Genomic DNA, 18,224 nt, shown 5'->3' on the forward strand with positions numbered 1-18,224 from the left:
CTGTCGTGGTCCTCTCGTCGCGCAGCTTGCGCGGCGGATATGTCCGAGTTCACGCATCCCGCCCACAGAGCCGATACACCACCGGCTTGGGCGCGCTTCGGACGTTTGCGGGCTAGCAGCCTTCGGTTCCAAACCCATTGGTTTCAGGTTTCCGGCGTGATTCAAGTTCCGCAAGGAGACCAGACCGAGGGGCAGCTTCTACCGGCTTTTCGAGGGGCAGATTGAGCGTCTGAAGCGGTTTGGCGGGAAAGTGGTTCTGCGGGCGGATTTCTGACTCTCCAATCCTTCCAAGAGCCACGGCCCGCTCCGTGATCGCTTCGGAAACCGCCGCGTTTGGGAGGGGGCGCAGCTTGGAGCAACCGACCTCTGGCAGGACGGCCGGACCGTGAATGCGAATGATCCCCAATCATCACAATTCCGAGATTTCACCCCTTCGGAAACCTTCGGAAACCTTCGGAAAGTCGAGAGGAACTTCACTTTTAGCAAATAAAATCAGCGCAGTGAAAGAGACATATCCCAAGATCGAAAACCCGCCCGTCATTTCAGAACGGCCATTTACATACATTCGTGAATGTTTGTATGACCTTGTCTATGGTTGATTGAAGGTGGATCGCGACGTGAGACGGACCAAGGAAGATGCCGAAGAAACCCGCAATGCGATCCTCGATGCGGCCGAGATAATCTTCTCCGAAAAGGGCATTTCCGGCCCCTCGCTCGAAAGCATTTCGCGTGCGGCTGGTGCGACCCGCGGTGCGTTTTACTGGCATTTCAAGAACAAAACCGACCTGCTCACCGCCTTGCGCTCGCGCAGGGCGCTGCCGCAAGAAGAGCTGCTCGTGCTCGCGGCGACGCAGGGGCATGACGATCCACTCGGCTTTCTCGAAGCCACCGCCCATGAAATTCTCGCCATTTTCGAGGCCGACGAGAGCCAGCAGCGGATGCTGCGCATCTCGCTCCATGCCGCGGCCGATCAGGAACTGGCGGATTGGGTCAGCGGCATGAACAACGAGATTTTCGAGAACCTCCAGCGCGTCACGGTTCTGGCGCAAAAGGACGGCAGCCTCCACCCCGACTTCACCCCGCGCGAAGCGGCAATCCTGATGATGGTGACGATGAACGGCATCGTCAGCGAATGGCTGCGCTCCTCGCGGGCTTTCGGCCTGACCACGCTCGGCTGGAAGCTGATTTCGGCGCAGATGTCTCTGATCCGCAAGCCGCTCGGGCACAGGTCCGCGGGTTAACCCGCGACCCGACCAGCCAAACACCAACAGCCTGTTTTTTTCTCCTCCTCCCTGCCGCAAAGCACCCTCCCCGTCTTTGCGGCGCCGACTTTTCGTCCCCATCAGAAAGGCTCGTTATGAAACGACCCAGACTGCTTGCCTCCACCAGCCTGCTGGCCGGCGCCTTCCTTGCCGTCGCGGCCACCCTGCCCGCTTCGGCTCAGGATGCGCCGCCGCCCGTCGTCAGTACGGTGATTGTCAAAGAGGCACCTTTCACCCTGACGGCCCGCCTACCCGGCCGGATCAAGGCCTCGACCATTGCCGAAGTCCGCCCGCAGGTCTCTGGCATCATCAGCGAGCGCCTTTTCGAGGAAGGTCGCGCGGTCACGAAGGGCGAGCCGCTCTACAAGATCGAGGACGACACCTATTCCGCGGCCGTAGCCGCCGCAAAAGCCTCTGTCGAAGAGGCCGAGGCGAACTACGAGTTGGCCGTCCGCGAGGCCGAACGCGCCGAAGAGCTTTTCGCCACCCGCGCAGGCTCGGCACAAAAACGCGACAGCGCGGTCGCGGCCCGCAGCGCGGCCAATGCCGGTCTCCAGATGGCCAAGGCCAAACTGCAAAGCGCCGAAATCGATCTGGACCGTACCACGATCACCGCGCCGATTTCAGGCATCATCGGCCTGTCCCAGGCGACCACCGGATCGCTTGTCGGCGCGCAGCAGACGGGTGCATTGACCACGATCCGCGCCATCGACACGGTTTATGTCGATGTGACCCAATCGGCCAACGACCTTCTGGACCGTGCCGCCGACCTCAAGAACAACAAGGAAAGTCTGTCGGGTCACGCCACGCTTTTGCTGCCCAACGGCGTGACCTATCCCGAGACCGGAGAGTTGCGCGCCGCCGAACCGCAGGTCGAGCCGACCACCGGGATGGTGACGCTGCGGATTTCTTTCCCCAACCCCGACCTGCTGCTGCTTCCGGGCCTTTATGTCGAAGTCGAGTTGCCGCAGGCCACCGCCGACAAGGCCGTGCTCGTGCCGATGAATGCGGTGATGCGCGACCAAACCGGAGCGGCGAGCGCCTGGGTGGTCGAAGACGGCAAGGTCGCCGTGCGCGAACTGACGATCCTGTCTTCTTCGGGCAACCAATGGGTTACGACATCGGGTCTGGCAGATGGCGACCGGCTGATCACCTCCGGCTTCCAGAAAGCGGGCCCGGGCGCGCCGGTCTCGATCGCGCCCGATGAAGCTGTTGCCGGTCAGGAAGGCGGAGCTCCCGCTGCTTCCGGCGCGGCCGAGGAGCAGGCAGCCGCCAGCCCCGCAAGCGGCTCCGGCGCGCCGGTCCAAAGCGCAGAGGCCCGCTAGAGCATGGCACGGTTCTTCATCAACAGACCCATCTTTGCATGGGTCATCGCCATCATCATCATGGGCCTCGGCGCACTGGCGATCACGCGGCTGCCCATCTCCCAATATCCCTCGATCGCCGGTCCTTCGGTGGTGATCGGCGCGACCTACCCCGGTGCATCGGCCGAAACAGTGGCCGATACGGTCGTCCAGATCATCGAGAAGGAAATGACCGGCCTCGACGGGTTGCGCTACATCAGCTCCTCGACGACATCGACCGGACGCGCGACCGTGACACTTACATTCGAGATCGGAACCGATCCCGATATCGCGCAGGTTCAGGTCCAGAACAAACTGGCGCAGGCCGAAGCGGGCCTGCCCTCGGTCGTGCAGCGTCAGGGCGTGACCGTCGAGAAATCGGCGACCGGCTTTTTGATGGTCCTCGCGCTGGTGTCCGAGGACGGCAGCAAACGCGACCTCGACCTCGCCGATTACCTCAACTCCTATATGGTCGAGCCGGTCTCGCGGCTTGAAGGCGTCGGCAAGGTCGAAGTCTTCGGGTCGGAATATGCGATGCGCATCTGGCTCGATCCGCAAAAGCTGAAATATTACGACCTCTCGCCCAGTGTGGTGACGCAGGCGATCTCCGCACAGAACGCGCAGATTTCGGCGGGCAGCTTCGGCTCCATGCCAGCGCCCGAGGGGCAGCTGCTCAACGCCACCATCACCGCGCAATCGCTTCTCCAAACCCCCGAGGATTTCGAGCGCATCGTCCTGCGCACCGATACCGACGGCGGCATGGTTCTGCTCAAGGATGTCGCGCGTGCCGAACTCGGCACCGAGAACTACGAGATCGAGGCCTTCTTCAACGGCAAGGCCGCCGCCGGCATGGCGATCCAGCTCGCATCCGGCGCCAATGCGCTGGATACGGCCGAACTCGTCAAAGCCAAAATGGCCGAGCTGGCCGAGAGCCTGCCCGCCGGTGTCACCTACGAGATCCCTTATGACACGACGCCTTTCGTCGTGATCTCGATCGAGGCGGTGATCCATACCTTGATCGAGGCAATCGGTCTGGTTTTCCTCGTGATGCTGGTTTTCCTTCAGAACTTCCGCGCCACGCTGATCCCGACCATGGCCGTTCCGGTCGTGCTTTTGGGCACGATGGGCGTGATGGCAACGCTCGGCTTTACGATCAACACGCTGACCATGCTCGCGATGGTGCTCGCGATCGGCTTGCTGGTCGATGACGCCATCGTCGTCGTCGAGAACGTCGAGCGCATCATGGCCGAGGAACATGTCGGCCCCAAGGAAGCCACAGAGCGGTCGATGGACGAGATCTCGGGCGCGTTGGTCGGGATCGGCATCGTGGTCTCGGCAGTCTTCGTGCCGATGGCCTTTTTCGGCGGCTCGACCGGCGAGATGTACAAGCAATTCGCGGTAACCATCGTTTCGGCGATGGGACTTTCGGTGCTGATCGCCCTGATCTTCACGCCCGCGCTTTGCGCCACCATGCTCAAGGCGCACAGCAAGGAGCCGCCCAAGACTGCCATCGGACGTCTGGGCGCGGGCTTCAGCCGCGGCTTCGAGCGCCGTTTTTCCGGCCTGACCTCGGCCTATGCCGGCGGCGTGCGCCGGGTGACGGCAGGTCCGATGCGGATGTTGATCGTCTTTGCCCTGATCCTTGTGGGCATGGTCGCGCTTTACCAGCGCACCCCGACATCCTTCCTTCCCGACGAGGATCAGGGCGCGCTCATGACCATTGTCCAGCTGCCCTCGGGCGCAACCGCCTCGCAAACCGAAGCGGTGCTGAGAAAGGTCGAGAACTACTACAGCACCGCCGAGGCCAAGAACGTCGAAGCCGTCTTTTCCATTCGCGGCTTTTCGTTCTCGGGTCAGGGCCAGAACATGGGCATGATGTTCGTCAAGCTCAAGGATTGGAAGGAGCGCTCCGCCCCCGAGGATTCCGCGCAGGCCATTGCCGCCCGCGCCTTCGGCCCCCTGATGGGCGGGATCAGCGAAGCGATCGTGGTTCCGATCGTGCCGCCCGCCGTGATGGAACTGGGCAACTCGAACGGCTTCTCTGCCTATTTGCAGGCGAATGCCGGACAGAGCCATGAAGAACTTCTGGCAGCCCGCAACCAGCTTTTGGGCATGGCATCGCAGGATCCGCGCCTGACCGGCGTGCGTCCGAACGGGGTCGAGGATGCCTCGCAGTTCCGCCTCAATATCGACTGGGCCGAGGCGGGTGCGGTCGGCGTCACCGCCACCGATGTCGGCACCTTCCTCACGACGATCTGGTCGAGCTCCTACGTCAACGACTTCCTCTACGAGGGTCGAGTCAAACGGGTCTATGTGCAGGGCGAGCCCTGGGCGCGGACCTCGCCCGACGACATGGCCTTGTGGCGCATCCCGAATGCCAACGGCGATTTTGTCGATCTCTCGACCATCGCGACGCAGGAATGGGTCTTCGGCCCGCAGCAGGTCAGCCGCTATAATGCGCTGCCCTCGATGGGAATCGAAGGTTCGCCCGCAAGCGGCTACTCCTCGGGCGATGCGATGAACGCCATGGAGGAGCTGGCGGCGCAATTGCCGCCGGGCTTCTCGCTGCAATGGACGGGCATGTCGCTCGAGGAAAGAGAGGCGGGTGCAGGCGCCATGCTGCTTTACGCCTTGGCGCTGAGCACCGTCTTCCTGTGTCTGGCCGCGCTTTACGAAAGCTGGTCGATCCCGATCGCGGTGCTGCTGGCGATGCCGGTGGGCATTCTGGGTGCGCTTCTGGGCGCACTGATCGGCGGGCAGTCGAACGGCGTCTACTTCCAGGTCGGGCTTCTGACCGTGGTGGGCCTGACCGGCAAGAACGGGATCATGATCGTCGAGTTCGCCCGCGAGCGGATGGCGACGCTTGGCGAAGGTGCGCTCGAGGCCGTACGCAAGTCGGCAGAGCTGCGGTTCCGCCCGATCCTGATGACCTCTCTGGCATTCGGGCTCGGGGTGGTGCCACTGGTCCTGTCCTCGGGCGCGGGTGCGGGCGCTAGGGTCGCGATCGGCTATGCGACGCTCTTCGGGACGATCACGGGCACCGCGCTTGCGATCTTCTTCGTGCCGGTCTTCTTCATCCTCGTGACGCGGCTCTTCGACCGCTCGGGATCGGATAAAGGTGCCCCGAACAGCAAGAGCGCCGCGACGGGTCCGACCACGCCGGTCGCGGCCCAAGCCGCAAGCCCGACCACGGCGACATCTGCGGGCGCTTGACCCGCGGATGGATTCCTCCGGCACAGTTGCTCCGTTCTGCCGGCCCCGATCAGGCCGGCAGACAGCACCGGCGGCGGAAGCCCTTTCCGCCGCCGGATCTACCCGGGTGCCCCGTGCGGCAACCGCGCCGCGCGCCACCGGCTTCCCCCGCGCCCTGCAAGGGCCGCATGTTCGACCTTCCGCCCCGTCAGCAAGTCTGCGGGCCAATAGAAAAGGCTTTTTCACGGGCCGAAAACGTCAGCTCTCCCCCTTTTCGGCGTGACGCGCGCCACCCAGCCCTTTCCCTCAGGACGAGACAAACAGATGACACAATCGACACGCCTTTCCCGCCGCGGCCTTCTGGCAGGACTTTCCTCGGTCGGCCTGCTTGCGGCCTGCGGCACGACCACGCCCTTCACCGCACCCAAAGCCGATGTTGCCGACCGTTTCGCGGGCAATTCTCCGGCACGACGGGCGGGTGCGAATACATGGTGGGCGGCCTTCCGCGATTCCCAGCTCGACCGGCTGGTCAATGACGGGCTCGCGCGCAACCTCGACGTCATGAGCGCCGTCGCCTCGATCCGCGAGGCCGAGGCCAATGCCCGTCTTGTCGGCGCTAGCGATCTGCCGCAGATCACCGCCTCGGCGAGCGGCCAGCGCGGCGACAGCACCGGCGCGGGCACCGTTTCCGAAACGAGCTCGGGCACGCTCGGCGTTTCCTGGATGATCGATGTATTCGGTGCCAACCGCGCGGCACGCCGCGGCGCGCGTGCCGATCTCGATGCGGCCTATCTGTCGGCGGATGTGGCGCGGCTCACCGTCGTCAGCGCCATTGCTTCGGCCTATATCGACGCGCGCTATTACCAGAACATGCGCGATCTGACGCGGCAGAGCCTCGAAAGCCGTAAGCAATCGCTGCGCCTGACCGAGCAGCAGGATGTTCTGGGCGCTTCGACCCGCATCGACGTGCTGCAGGCCGAGCAACTGGTGACCCAGGCCGAAGCCGCGCTGCCGCCGCTCGAAACCGGCTTCGACCAATCGGTGAACCGGCTGGCGACCCTGACCGACAGCACCAGCAGCGCGGTCGCCGCCGCCCTGCGCAAATCGGGCGGCACCCAACCGCGCGCGCGCTATAGCGCCAGCGTCGGGGTTCCGGCCGATGTGATCCGCGCGCGTCCCGATGTCCGCATGAGCGAGCGCCAATTCGCATCCGCCATGGCCGGAGTGGATCAGGCACAGGCGGCCTTTTACCCCCAGCTCACCCTCTCCGGCTCGGTCACGCCGCTCAATATCAGCGGTGGCGGCAGCATGAAGACCTGGGGCTTCGGCCCGCAGCTTTCGGTTCCCCTCTTTTCGGGCGGAGCCAATAGCGCGCGTCTTTCCGCGGCCCAGGCCCGGGCCGAACAGGCGCGGCTGGCTTGGCGTTCGTCGGTTCTGGCGGCGGTCGAAGAGGTCGAAAACGCTCTTGCCGGCTATAACCGCGACTCGCGGCTGGTGGCGGCCCAGACCAAGCTTGTGGGCAATGCCGAGGAATCGGTGGGGCTGACGCGGGATTCCTACGAATACGGCGAATCCGAATTCTTCCCCGTTCTGGATGCCGAACGCGTGCTTTTGTCCTCGCGTCAGGAACTCGCCGGTGCACTGCGCCAGCAGAGCCTGAACTTCATCAAACTGAGTGCGGCGGCCGCAGGTGGTATCGGCCTGAAAGCGGCTGCTTCCTGAGACAGCGCGCCCTCACAAAGACGGATCGGGCCGGAGGCGGCCCGATCCCCAGACGCCCGCCATCACAAGCCCAAGCGGGCATTCGCCATCGACGGGCGGCCTCACCCGTGCCTAGACTTCTTCCGGCTGCCAGCGATCGGCAGCGAGATCCAAAGGATAGATCGGACGGCGAAGCTTCCGGAACGGGAAAAGGCTGTAATCCGAGCCGGTCACGCCCCCTCCGGCACATTCGACGACCGCGCTGGCGAGCGGTTCGAAGACGGGACGGCAATACATGCGCGATTTCATCACCAGATAGCGGGCCTCGGCGGGATCGATGCCGACCGAGAGGAAGACCGACTGGTCCCAAGGCTCGTGCGTGGTTTCGGTGACCAGCAGTTTTGCGGTACCGGTATCGATGACCGCCGCGCGACCCATCGCACATTCCATACCGGTATAGATCGGGCCGGTGATGGTGTAGCGTCCGTCCCCCAAGCGCGAAACCCTGCCCGTCACCCGCAACGGAGGGCGCGGCGCGGGAAAGCCTTCGGCCGCGATCTTGTTGCCGAGCTCCAGCGTGATCTCGCTGCCGCTTCCGGCGGCAAAGGCCTCCGCCACAGCTTGGGGATCATGGAACGGACCGGCGACAATGCCGCCCAGCCCCGCCTCGAGGGCTGCTTCGAGCACATCCATATTGTCGCAAGTGCCGCCCGACATGCAGTTGTCGCCGTGATCGAGCATCAGCACGGGCCCGCCATATTGCTCCGCCGCGCGCCGCGACGCGGCGATAGAGTCGGCCAACGGCTCCTGCGTATAGACGAAGCCCTCGCGCCTCGCCCAAACCGCGTCGGCGATCTTGCCCGCAACCGCTGCCGGATCGAGATCCGCTGTCGTCACCGCAACGACGCAGGGCCCCGCCTCGGCCAGATCGGCAGCCGGAAAGCCGCCGAAGAAAGTGACCCCGAGGACCCCCGCCTCTGCCTCTGCCGCGCGTGAAAGCGCGACAATATCGGCCATCGCGCCGTCAACGGTTGTATTCATCATCAGCGTATGCGCCAAAAGCGGCGGTTGGACGAGCGCCATGCGCGGCCGCGCCCCGCCCGAACGGATCTGCTCCATCACGCGGCAGACATGCGCGCCGGTCTCGAACATGTCGATATGGGGATAGGTCTTGAAGCCGATCAGGACGTCGCAATTCTCGACCATCTTGCGGGTGATATTGCCGTGCAGATCCAGCGCGACACCGACCGGAACTCCGGGCGCGGCACGGCGGATGCGGGCCAGAAGTTCCCCCTCGCCGTCGTCATGGCTCTGCGTGACCATAGCGCCATGCAGATCGAGCAGGATCATGTCGCAGCCGAGCCCGATATCGGCCAGAAGCGCAGCAGCCATGGCCTCGAAGGCCTCGTCGTCGACCGGACCGCTCGGCCAGGCATGTGCGACGAGCGGGCAGGAGATTTCCGCGCCAAGCCCCTCGGCATAGCGATGGAAGGCACCAAGGGCCGTCGACATCCCGTCGGCCAGAGCAAGCGCCTCGGCCCCCCAAAGCGGATTGAACGCCGCAAGCGGTGTGGGAAGCGGAGAAAACGTATTTGTTTCATGGTTCTGGCGGGCGATGACGATACGAATGGCACTGATCCTGCGACTGTCGGAGACGTGGGCGGAGCTAATAACATTCGCCGCGGGTGGGCAACGGCAGGCGCTTCAGACTTAGGGTTGAAGGGGGGCAGATCCGGCCACGTCGGCACGCGGCCCCATCAAGCGGGGGCGGCGAGACCCTTGCCTGTCCATCCGTCAGGCAGATCTCATGCGGAAAACAGCAAAGGCGGCACAAACCTGAAAATGCGTGGCGTCGGTCAGGCTGTGAACAGCCCGCCCGCTTGACCCGAAAGCATGCGTCTCTTCTGCGCAGGACTGAAAGTGCGAGGATTTGCGTCCATAACCTTGTCGCTCGAAGCAAGCCCACGCCCTTTGCTCTGTCGATGTCCCGACATACCCGCAGCGTCCCGACACCCGACGGAGACAGGCCGCGCCAAAGCCCTCCGGCTCGCCCGATCAGGCGAGCGAAACGGATTTCGTGAACAGGGTCCATATGCGCGCTTCGACCTCCCAATCGTCCTTGACGACGGGGCGGCTCGCGATCTCCCGATAGCCCTTCGCCCTGTAAAGACGCAGGGCGTCGCGGTGGGTGTCCGCCGCAATCAGGCTGATCGTGTCGTGACCGGCGGATCGGGCGATGGTCTCGGCCTCGGCCAGCAGAGCACTGCCCAGACCCTTGCCGCGAAACGCCGCATCCGTGGCCAGAACATTCAGATACCACGACCCAGGTGCCAGCGCCTCGAGCTCCAGCAGCGGCACGAAAATCGGCGGCGTGTCGGGCTCGATCGGGGCGGGCTCCTCCTCGGCGGGATAGCCGAGCAGACAGGCGCCGACCGCGCCGCCGCTCTCGGCAAGCCAAGCGTTGCGGTAGGAAAAATTGCCGCTCTCGCGCGCCGCCCGCTCTTGGCCCAAGGCCCAAGGGTCTCCATCCGGTCCGGCCGATTTGCGCCAGAAATGCAGCGGCAGATCATCCGCCGCCATATTGATGAAGCGCACCAGATGAGCGGCATCCGACGCTCTTGCCCTGCGGATCTCCATAGCTCTTTCCCGTCCTTGCCCGCGCCCTTTGCGCCTGAACGGTTTTCGACGATTTGGCGCGCGCTCGCCAGCCCTTTCCGGCACCGCAGGGCTGAGCAAATCGTCTGGCTTGCGCGGCGCGGCGTACCCGCCTACCAAAGACCATCACGCAGGCAACGCCCCATGAGGACAGCATATGAGCGAGACGGTTTTCCGCTTCCCCGCCCCCGGCCCCGAGCCCATCACCACCGATCTGGAGGGCTGGACCAAGATCGAGGGCAACCCGACCATGCGCTACTGGATCCAGCACAGCTCGCAGGACGGCAGCGTCATCTCGGGGACCTGGGAGGCGACGACCGGCACCTGGCGCGCGCATTACCAGTTCTACGAATTCGTGCATCTGATCGAGGGGCGCATCACCATCACCCCCGATGACGGCGCGCCCGTCACGCTGAACCCCGGTGACGCTTTCGTGGTCGAACCAAACTTCAAAGGCACCTGGACCATCGAAGCGCCGGTGCGCAAGCATTTTGCCATCAAGCTGAAGTAAGCCGCAGTAAGCCGCGCCGCCGTTCCGGTGCCTCCTTCGGGACCGGAACGGCCTTTGCAGGACCAACCGAAATGACTGCGCCCGATCTGATCCTGACCAATGCCCGCATCCTGACGATGGACCCCGACCGCCCCCGCGCCGAGGCCGTTTCCCTGTCGGGCGGCCGCATCCTCGCGGTCGGACGCGCGGACGAAATCGCGGCTCAGGCGGGTCCCTTGACCAGAACCATCGATGCGGGCGGCCGGACCCTGCTGCCCGGCTTTTTCGAAGGCCATGTCCATGTCGGCCTGGGCGGCGCGGATCTGACCCATCTCCATATCGGGCATCTGCACGGGGCGGAGGAGGTCGGCGCCGCCTTCCGCAGTTTTGCCACGAAAAACCCAGATATGCCGCTTCTGATGGCGCAAGAGGCGCATTACGACATTCTGGGCGGACCCGCGACGCGCCACGATCTCGATGCGATGATCGCCAACCGCCCGATCGCGATGATGTCGCCCGATCTGCACACGGTCTGGGCCAATACCGCCGCGCTCGAAGCCGCCGGCCTGCTTCACGGCGCATCCATGCCGCATGGCCACGAGGTCGTCATGGGCGCGGACGGGCTCGCAACCGGAGAACTGCGCGAGTTCGAGGCCTTCGGTCCGGTGATCGCCTATGCGGGCGAAGGCCGCATCAATCTCGGCATCGCGACCGGAGAGGAGCCCGACCCCCGCCCGAATGCCGCCGAACGCGCAGCCGACAAGACCCTGCTTTTACGGGGGATGGAGCATTGCGCCGCCCACGGGATCACCAGTCTCGTCAATATGGACGGCAACCGCTACACTTTGGAACTTCTGGCCGAGATGCAGGCCGAAGGCAGCCTGATCCTGCGGGTCAAGGTGCCCTTCCATTTCAAGCCGCATATGGGGCTTGATGCGCTTGAACGCGCCTCGGAGATGACGGCGGATTTCGGGGATGACTGGATCAGCTCGGGCTTTGTCAAACTCTTCATGGACGGGGTCATCGACAGCGGCACCGCCTTTATGCTGCACGACTACCCCGACCAGCCCGGCCACCGCTCGGAGCCGCTCTTTGCCCCCGCGCGCTTCAATGAAATTGCCGCCGAGATCGACCGGCGCGGCCTGCAAATCGCGGTCCATGCCATTGGCGACGGCGCGGTGCGGGCGGTGATCGACGGCTATCAGGCGGCGCGCGAGGCCAATGGCGCCCGCGACAGCCGCCACCGCATCGAACATATCGAGCTGATAGAGGCGGGCGATATTGCGCGTCTGGGCGCGCTCGGAATTACCGCCAGCGTGCAGCCGCCCCATCCTCCGGGGGTGATGGACTTTCCGCTCCAGCCGACGCTGTCGCGGATCGGCGCGGCGCGCCGGCAAGATGCCTATCTCTGGCGCGATCTGGCCGATGCGGGCGCCCCGATCGCCTTTTCGAGCGACTGGCCGGTGGCCGATGTCTCGGTGCTGCGCGGCATCGCGGCGGCCATGACGCGCAAGCCCTACGAGGGGGGATCCGACCAGCGCCTGTCGCTGATGGAGGTCTTGCGCGCCTATACGGCGGGCGGCGCTTGGGCGGCGCATCGCGATCAGGTGACGGGAATGCTGCGCGCCGGACTGGCCGCCGATCTGGTGCTGCTCGGCGGCGATATCGAGGCGACCGAGCCCGCGTTGATCCCCGATCTGGGCATCGCGCTGACGATCTGCGGCGGCCGCATCCTCCACCAATCGGGCCTTGCGGATTAAGGCAACGCGAGGCTTTCACGCGCGGGAAGGGACGGAAAGGGCATGGTGAGGGCATGGGCGCGCTCGGCCAAAGCTGCTAGAGAGACTGCAAAAACAGCGCCCGAAAGGACCCTCCGATGATCCGGCCCACAACCTCGTTCAAAGACAATCTCGCACTTTTGCCGCCCATCGACACGATCGCGCGCCTTGATCTTGTCGATCCCGATGGCGCGCTTGTCGCCTCCATCGAAAACCAGCCCGGCAAAAAGGGCTCGATCGCGGTTTATCAATATCTCGACCAGAGCTTCGGCCTGCTTGATGCCGGGGCCGCGACCCACGGCCTCGCGGTTTTCGCCGAACATACCGAAGATGCCCGCAACCGTCCCGGCGCCCATCCCAATATCGACCGTTTGCTGGAGATCGCCGCTGGCGCGACACCCCTGAGCATCGTGATCGTCGCGACCGAGAAACAGGGCTGATAAGCGTTCTGCGACGGCGCGCGCATCAATTGCCCGCGCGCCGACTTCGCCCCCCACCTGCCGGACCCTTGTCCGGATCTCGCCAGCCTGATCAGCCGGCCAAGGACGTTTCCCTGCCTGCATGGGCCAGCCTGCCCTTGTGGAACACGGCACCACGGGCGGGCAAACGCGCGACGGCTTCGGCCGAACAGCTGGCGGGCAGCAGGTTGAAACTGGCGTCGTCGCCGACCTTCGGCCAGACCTGAACGCCCCCGTCGTCGAGCGGCGTGACAAAGCCCGTCGCATAGCCGAGAGAACGACTCAGATCGAATTCGGTGCTGCGATATTGCAGGCGGGCGATCTCGTTGGCCTTTTGCAACATATCGCAATTGCCGAAGGAATCCCACCAATCGATCACGCTGTCGGTGCCGCAGATGACGTCGACTCCCGCCTCGTGGATCTCGCGCAGCGGCATGGCCTGCCTGCCGAGCGGGACGGCGGTTGCAAGAGTGACGCCCAAAGCCCTCATGCGCGCGACCATATCCGCCAACTCGGGCGCGGACAGCTCGGCCAGCGCGAAAGCATGGCTGAAGGTCACATTGCCCCGAAGCTGCGGATTTTGCTCCATATGACCCATGAGGCGCAGGAAAGTCGGAACGGCGGCCTCGCGCCCTTCGTGGAAATGGATGTCCAGCCCGACACCGAACTCCAGCGCGAGCGCGACGGTGGTATCAAGGGATTTCTCCATATCCTTGTCGAAAGACGTCGGATCGACACCGCCGAGATAGCCGACACCGCCCGAAGCCAGAGCCTCGCGCACCAGCCCCACGCTGTCCGAGGCCAGCAGGCCATGCTGCGGAAAGACGATGATCTCGGCTTCGAGCGTGTCTTTGACCCGCTCCAGCGAGGCCTTGAGATGCTCGAGATTGCCGAGCTTGCTGACCGGATCGACGTTGCAATGGGTGCGGCAAATCGTGGTGCCGCGGGACTGCATCAAGCGCACCATCGCGGCCGTCCGCTCCTGCGCGACCGGCAGCAGACCGGACAAAAGCGCGCGCTCCTGCGCGATGCGGTCCGCGATACTATGCTCGGTCGGAAGGCTCGCCTCCCAAGGCCCGCCATAGAAACTTTTGTCGAGGTGGATGTGCATGTCGCGAAATGTCGGCAGCATCAGCTGGCCCTGCGCATCATGGACGGCGGCCCCGGACGGGATGACCGCATCCGCGTCGAGGATCGCGGCAATCTTGGCCGCCGCGATGTGCAGCGTCTTCAGCTCGGTTCGGGTATGGGTGATGACGGGCTGCGAGAGCCATGATTTGCGCTCGTGGACAAAGCCGGTCTCGAGGCGGACATTGCGCAGATAATAGGCCTCGGGGAGTACCGCGAACGCTGTTTCCGGCGTGGTGATGATGCTGGTATCGATCATCGAGACCTCCTGTGCTGCGGCGCGGCCTTGCGCCAAAATGACGGCATAGTATTGTTCACAATATATCCGGAAATCCACAGCCCGCGCGCTGCGCCCTTGGTTCAGGCCACGAGCCGCAGCGGAGCACCGCCCTATCCGGCGAGATCGACCTCGGTGCCTATGCCTTTGGCACGGGCGCGCGCCACCATAAGGGCGCAAATCGCGATGTCCTGAAGGGCCAGCCCCACCGAGTTGAAAAGCGTGATCTCTTCCGCCGAGGTCCGCCCCTGCGTCTTGCCGGCAATGATATCGCCGAGCTCGGCAAAGGTCTGGTCCCCGTCCAGCGCCCCGTCGGCAATCGCCAGAAGAAGATCGCCGGAATCATGCATGGCAACCGGCAGGCAATCGAGCACGACCCGCGCCCGCGCCATCCCCGCCGAGTCGATCTCGCGGTGATCCCCGCGCGGCGGCGCACCGACCGCATTGATGTGCTGGCCGGGTTTGAACCAAGCCCCCTCGACCACAGGATCGCGCGAAGGGGTCAGCGTGCAGACAATATCCGATCGGGCAAAAACCTCCTGTTTTGAAGCGGCCGCTTCGACCACAAGGTCCGGAAATTCCTGCGCAGCAAGGGCGATCAGATTGGAGACGGTCGCATCCTTGCGCGACCAGACCAGAACGCGCCCGATCGGACGCACGACCAGATGCGAGCGGATATGTTCAAGTGCAAGCGCCCCCGCACCGATCAGGCCCAAAATGCGGCTGTCGGGACGCGACAGATGGCGCGAGGCGACGGCGCTGGCGGCGGCCGTGCGGATACGGGTCGGGATCTGGCCGTGGAAGATCGCGACCGGTGCGCCGGTATCCTTGGCCACCAGCGTGATCACCGAACGCTGCATCGGCAGGCCCTTTTCCACATTGTCCGGCACATCCGCCAGCAACTTCAGGAGCGCAAGATTTTGACGGTCGGCCAGCGCAGGCATGACAACAAACGCCCCCGAGCCGGAGGGCAGCGACATCGACAAAGCCCCCGGTTGTAGTGCGGTGCCTTTGGAAAGATCGGCGAAGATCGTCTCGACCTCGGCGACAACCTCGCCCATGGTCACGAGCCCCTCGACCTGAGAGCGCGACAGGATAAGCGTCGTTTTCACGGCTTGGTTTTGATCGGCACGGGCATCGGCATTCATGGGCGGCTCCGGTTGTGTTTGGGCTGGCAATGGATGGGCGCAGTCGTTTCCCATATGGCCCGACGGTCTTTCCCGTCTCTCGGCCCTGCCTTTACTGACTTTAATTGTGCACAATATCAAATACAGATGTTGACAATTACTTACAAGCTTTCGTGATGAGGCTCGAAGGACCGACAGCATCGACCCGCCAAAATCTTGACGGAGCGGCGCAAGGCGCTATTGCCGGTGACAGGCGGATCAAAAGCCGCGACAAAGACCAAGAGGGCCAACGCTTTTGCCCGCGAAGGCGCGGGTGCCCCCTTGATGACGGAATGCGGGAAACGAACGGAACGGGTGCACCGGTGAGCGAAGGTCATAGCGGGAACATGCCCGATCCGGACGGGGCGCGCCTGCCCTCCGACGAGGAACGGGTCCATGGCGATATCGTCAAGGCAATTTACGAACAGCGCCTTCGCCCGGGAACCAAGCTTGGCGAAGAGGCCTTGGCGGCCGCCTTCTCGGTCAGCCGCGCGAAGATCCGGCGCGTGCTTTTGTCGCTTTCCCAGCAAAAGCTGGTCGAGCTGATCCCCAACCGTGGCGCATTCGTCATCCGCCCGAGCGAAAGTGATGCGCGCGACGTTTTCACCATCCGCAAGAGTCTTGAAAACATCGTCGTCGAGCGGGTCGCCGCCAAACCCGATCCCGCCGTGATCCGCCAATTGCGCGCCCATGTCCGCGCCGAGATCGCCGCCCGCGACAAAGGCCAGCGGCGCGAGGCCATCCGCATGGCCGGCGAGTTCCACATCATGCTCGCCCGCTTGTCCGACAGCCGCGTGTTTCTGGGCACGCTTGAACCGGTCCTGATGCAAAGCTCGCTCATCGTCAGCCTCTATGGCGGCGGGCTGGTCCCGAGCTGTCCGGTCGAGGAGCACCAAGCAATCGTCGACGCCCTTGCACAAGGCGATGGCGCTGCGGCCTGTGCCTGTATGGGACAGCATCTCGCCCATCTCGAAGGCACGCTCCGGCTGGAGCTCGACGATGATGAGGAGCCCGATTTCGCGGCGATTTTCAGTTAGGTTCCGCCTCGGGTTGCCTATGCCTTAGCGGTCTGTCGGCCAGCCGACGCTAAGGGCAGCCCCCGCTACGGACCGTCCTTGATCCTCACCAAAGAGCGGGCAGCCCTTCCCTCTGCCACACGTCAGGGTTGTTGCGCGGAATGCCGCTTGCCGGTTGGGCTGCGCGCTGTGTCGCCTGCACGAAGCCTCCCGACCATTCAGCGCATTGTTTAGACGAAACAACCCGCTCCGGCGCGTCCGATCCGGGCCGCTATGCGCGCCGGATCTGATTCGCCGCAGGCCGGATCATGCGGCCAGCACACGACCGCTAAAGTTGATTTTTGGACCCGTTCGCGGCAGAATCTCCTCAAGCCGAAGTTTGATATCCGTCACTGGAAGGAGACACGATATGGCTTACTACACCGGCTCTGTTCTGGCCGTCCCGACCGCGAACCGGCAGAAACTCATCGATCACGCCGCCGCCATGTGGCCGCTGTTTCGCAAATATGGCGCGACCCGTATGACCGATCATTGGGGCATCGACGTGCCCAAAGGCAAGCTCACCGACTTTTACGGCGCGGTCGCGGCCGGACCCGACGAAGCGATTGTCTTTTCCTGGATGGAATGGCCCGACAGGGCCGTCGCCGACAAAGCCTGGGAAGACATGATGCAGGATGGCGACATGCAATCCCTGCCGGAGATGCCCTTCGACGGCAAACGCATGATCTTCGGCGGTTTCGATCCGATCCTGAGCGAGGGCAACGACAAGGGCGCGGGCTATCTTCAGGGCTTCGTTCTCGCCGTGCCCGAGGCCAACAAGGCCGCCTATCTCGCCATGGCGCGCACCGCATGGGACGAGGCGTTCAAACCCTATGGCTGCCTTGCGCTGGTCGAGGCCTGGGGGGCGGATGTGCCCAGAGGCCAACAGACCGACTTCTACCGCGCGACCAAGGCCGAAGCGGGTGAGGTGGTGGTGTTCAGCTGGACCGCCTGGCCCGACAAAGCCGTCTGCGACGCGGCGGGCAAAGCGATGGAGGCCGATATGGAGGGTAAGGACTTCCCCGAGATGCCCTTTGACGGCAAGCGCATGTTCTGGGCGGGCTTTGAAAGGATCACCGACTTTCAAGCCTGACGCGCGGTGCGGGAAGATATGGGCTCCGCCCGCCGGCTTGCCGCCTGTAACCGGCGTGGCGTGGTCTTCGGATCCTTGCCGCTTGCCGTGCCCTGCCACGCCCAAGCCGCGACCGGCTCGCGCCCATCGCCGCAGATTGTGATTTGTGGCGGATTCCGGCGGACGCTATGAATCAAGGAAATTCAGGAGGTTCCATGATCCGTTCAGCCCTTCCCGCCCTCTCCGCGCTTGTGCTTGGCCTTGTTGGGGGCGCGGCTTCTGCCGAGGTTGCCGTCACCATCCCGCTGGAGGTCGGCCCGACCAGTTCGGTTCTTACGGCGACCTATAGCTGTGCCGGAGGCGAGCCCTTTGCCGTGCAATATGTCAATGCCGGCGCGAATGCCTTGGCGCTCCTGCCGGTGGACGGTGACGAGCGTGTTTTTGTCAATGTCGTCTCGGCTTCGGGCGCGCGCTATGCTTCTGGGCCTTATATCTGGTGGTCCAAGGGCGACAGCGCGACGCTGGAAAACGAGATGGAAGACGGCAGCCTGACGGAATGCACCTCGACGGATTACCCTGCCGCCGAGTGATTTGCGGCCGAGCAAATCAAGGTCGAGCGACTTGAGGCCGAGGGACTTGAGGCGGAG

The 18,224-nt window shown here is 64.2% G+C and carries 14 protein-coding genes; 10 read left to right on the forward strand and 4 right to left on the reverse strand.

The window, feature by feature from the left end:
• The first annotated feature begins 617 nt into the window (after nt 1-617).
• The 4 genes from ACFFUC_RS13945 (at nt 618) to ACFFUC_RS13960 (ending at nt 7,519) form a co-directional block, all read left to right on the forward strand.
• Nucleotides 618-1,241, forward strand: a complete 624-nt coding sequence (locus ACFFUC_RS13945) for a TetR family transcriptional regulator (RefSeq protein ID WP_377687210.1) — start codon at nt 618-620, stop codon at nt 1,239-1,241.
• Nucleotides 1,242-1,357: 116 nt separating this feature from the next.
• On the forward strand, nt 1,358-2,587 hold the full coding sequence (locus tag ACFFUC_RS13950) for an efflux RND transporter periplasmic adaptor subunit (RefSeq protein ID WP_377687212.1): 1,230 nt from the start codon (nt 1,358-1,360) through the stop codon (nt 2,585-2,587).
• 3 nt (nt 2,588-2,590) lie between these two features.
• Nucleotides 2,591-5,818 (forward strand): efflux RND transporter permease subunit, encoded by a 3,228-nt coding sequence (locus tag ACFFUC_RS13955; RefSeq protein ID WP_377687215.1) that lies wholly within the window; start codon nt 2,591-2,593, stop codon nt 5,816-5,818.
• A gap of 303 nt (nt 5,819-6,121) precedes the next feature.
• Nucleotides 6,122-7,519, forward strand: a complete 1,398-nt coding sequence (locus ACFFUC_RS13960) for an efflux transporter outer membrane subunit (RefSeq protein ID WP_377687216.1) — start codon at nt 6,122-6,124, stop codon at nt 7,517-7,519.
• Between the two features lie 111 nt (nt 7,520-7,630).
• On the opposite strand, the gene ACFFUC_RS13965 is transcribed toward ACFFUC_RS13960, so the two are convergent.
• Together ACFFUC_RS13965 and ACFFUC_RS13970 are read right to left on the reverse strand one after the other, a co-directional pair.
• On the reverse strand, nt 7,631-9,169 hold the full coding sequence (locus tag ACFFUC_RS13965; protein ID WP_377687256.1) for a M81 family metallopeptidase: 1,539 nt from the start codon (nt 9,167-9,169) through the stop codon (nt 7,631-7,633).
• A 384-nt stretch (nt 9,170-9,553) separates the two neighbouring features.
• Nucleotides 9,554-10,135 (reverse strand): GNAT family N-acetyltransferase, encoded by a 582-nt coding sequence (locus ACFFUC_RS13970; RefSeq protein ID WP_377687218.1) that lies wholly within the window; start codon nt 10,133-10,135, stop codon nt 9,554-9,556.
• Nucleotides 10,136-10,310: 175 nt separating this feature from the next.
• Between ACFFUC_RS13970 and ACFFUC_RS13975 the strand changes: the two genes are divergently transcribed.
• The 3 genes from ACFFUC_RS13975 (at nt 10,311) to ACFFUC_RS13985 (ending at nt 12,861) form a co-directional block, all read left to right on the forward strand.
• On the forward strand, nt 10,311-10,664 hold the full coding sequence (locus ACFFUC_RS13975; RefSeq protein ID WP_377687220.1) for a cupin domain-containing protein: 354 nt from the start codon (nt 10,311-10,313) through the stop codon (nt 10,662-10,664).
• 71 nt (nt 10,665-10,735) lie between these two features.
• Nucleotides 10,736-12,403, forward strand: coding sequence for an amidohydrolase (locus ACFFUC_RS13980; protein WP_377687222.1), 1,668 nt, complete (start codon nt 10,736-10,738; stop codon nt 12,401-12,403).
• A 116-nt stretch (nt 12,404-12,519) separates the two neighbouring features.
• On the forward strand, nt 12,520-12,861 hold the full coding sequence (locus ACFFUC_RS13985; protein WP_377687224.1) for a DUF2322 family protein: 342 nt from the start codon (nt 12,520-12,522) through the stop codon (nt 12,859-12,861).
• Nucleotides 12,862-12,952: 91 nt separating this feature from the next.
• Here the strand turns inward: ACFFUC_RS13985 and ACFFUC_RS13990 are convergent, their stop codons facing one another.
• Both ACFFUC_RS13990 and ACFFUC_RS13995 read right to left on the reverse strand, forming a co-directional pair.
• Nucleotides 12,953-14,266 carry an amidohydrolase gene (locus tag ACFFUC_RS13990; RefSeq protein ID WP_377687226.1) on the reverse strand — a complete coding sequence of 438 codons (1,314 nt, stop codon included), beginning with the start codon at nt 14,264-14,266 and terminating at the stop codon, nt 12,953-12,955.
• A 131-nt stretch (nt 14,267-14,397) separates the two neighbouring features.
• Nucleotides 14,398-15,432 (reverse strand): ornithine cyclodeaminase family protein, encoded by a 1,035-nt coding sequence (locus ACFFUC_RS13995; protein ID WP_377687228.1) that lies wholly within the window; start codon nt 15,430-15,432, stop codon nt 14,398-14,400.
• A 341-nt stretch (nt 15,433-15,773) separates the two neighbouring features.
• Between ACFFUC_RS13995 and ACFFUC_RS14000 the strand changes: the two genes are divergently transcribed.
• The 3 genes from ACFFUC_RS14000 (at nt 15,774) to ACFFUC_RS14010 (ending at nt 18,167) form a co-directional block, all read left to right on the forward strand.
• Nucleotides 15,774-16,487 (forward strand): GntR family transcriptional regulator, encoded by a 714-nt coding sequence (locus tag ACFFUC_RS14000; RefSeq protein WP_377687231.1) that lies wholly within the window; start codon nt 15,774-15,776, stop codon nt 16,485-16,487.
• A gap of 388 nt (nt 16,488-16,875) precedes the next feature.
• Complete coding sequence (locus ACFFUC_RS14005) at nt 16,876-17,598, forward strand: DUF1428 domain-containing protein (RefSeq protein WP_377687233.1); 723 nt, start codon at nt 16,876-16,878, stop codon at nt 17,596-17,598.
• Between the two features lie 194 nt (nt 17,599-17,792).
• The gene (locus ACFFUC_RS14010; protein ID WP_377687235.1) at nt 17,793-18,167 is read left to right on the forward strand and encodes an MliC family protein; all 375 of its coding nucleotides are present in this window, start codon (nt 17,793-17,795) and stop codon (nt 18,165-18,167) included.
• The last annotated feature ends 57 nt before the right edge of the window (nt 18,168-18,224 follow it).

Origin of the sequence: Paracoccus cavernae (assembly GCF_042430175.1) — a bacterium.
Classification (GTDB): domain Bacteria; phylum Pseudomonadota; class Alphaproteobacteria; order Rhodobacterales; family Rhodobacteraceae; genus Paracoccus; species Paracoccus cavernae.

What these genes read in the sequence shown, in the direction of transcription:
- ACFFUC_RS13950 (WP_377687212.1), top strand. Translation starts at nt 1,358, where the DNA reads ATGAAACGACCCAGACTGCTTGCCTCCACCAGCCTGCTGGCCGGCGCC.
- ACFFUC_RS13955 (WP_377687215.1), top strand. Translation starts at nt 2,591, where the DNA reads ATGGCACGGTTCTTCATCAACAGACCCATCTTTGCATGGGTCATCGCC.
- ACFFUC_RS13960 (WP_377687216.1), top strand. Translation starts at nt 6,122, where the DNA reads ATGACACAATCGACACGCCTTTCCCGCCGCGGCCTTCTGGCAGGACTT.
- ACFFUC_RS13970 (WP_377687218.1), bottom strand. Translation starts at nt 10,135, where the DNA reads ATGGAGATCCGCAGGGCAAGAGCGTCGGATGCCGCTCATCTGGTGCGC.
- ACFFUC_RS13975 (WP_377687220.1), top strand. Translation starts at nt 10,311, where the DNA reads ATGAGCGAGACGGTTTTCCGCTTCCCCGCCCCCGGCCCCGAGCCCATC.
- ACFFUC_RS13980 (WP_377687222.1), top strand. Translation starts at nt 10,736, where the DNA reads ATGACTGCGCCCGATCTGATCCTGACCAATGCCCGCATCCTGACGATG.
- ACFFUC_RS13985 (WP_377687224.1), top strand. Translation starts at nt 12,520, where the DNA reads ATGATCCGGCCCACAACCTCGTTCAAAGACAATCTCGCACTTTTGCCG.
- ACFFUC_RS13990 (WP_377687226.1), bottom strand. Translation starts at nt 14,266, where the DNA reads ATGATCGATACCAGCATCATCACCACGCCGGAAACAGCGTTCGCGGTA.
- ACFFUC_RS13995 (WP_377687228.1), bottom strand. Translation starts at nt 15,432, where the DNA reads ATGAATGCCGATGCCCGTGCCGATCAAAACCAAGCCGTGAAAACGACG.
- ACFFUC_RS14005 (WP_377687233.1), top strand. Translation starts at nt 16,876, where the DNA reads ATGGCTTACTACACCGGCTCTGTTCTGGCCGTCCCGACCGCGAACCGG.
- ACFFUC_RS14010 (WP_377687235.1), top strand. Translation starts at nt 17,793, where the DNA reads ATGATCCGTTCAGCCCTTCCCGCCCTCTCCGCGCTTGTGCTTGGCCTT.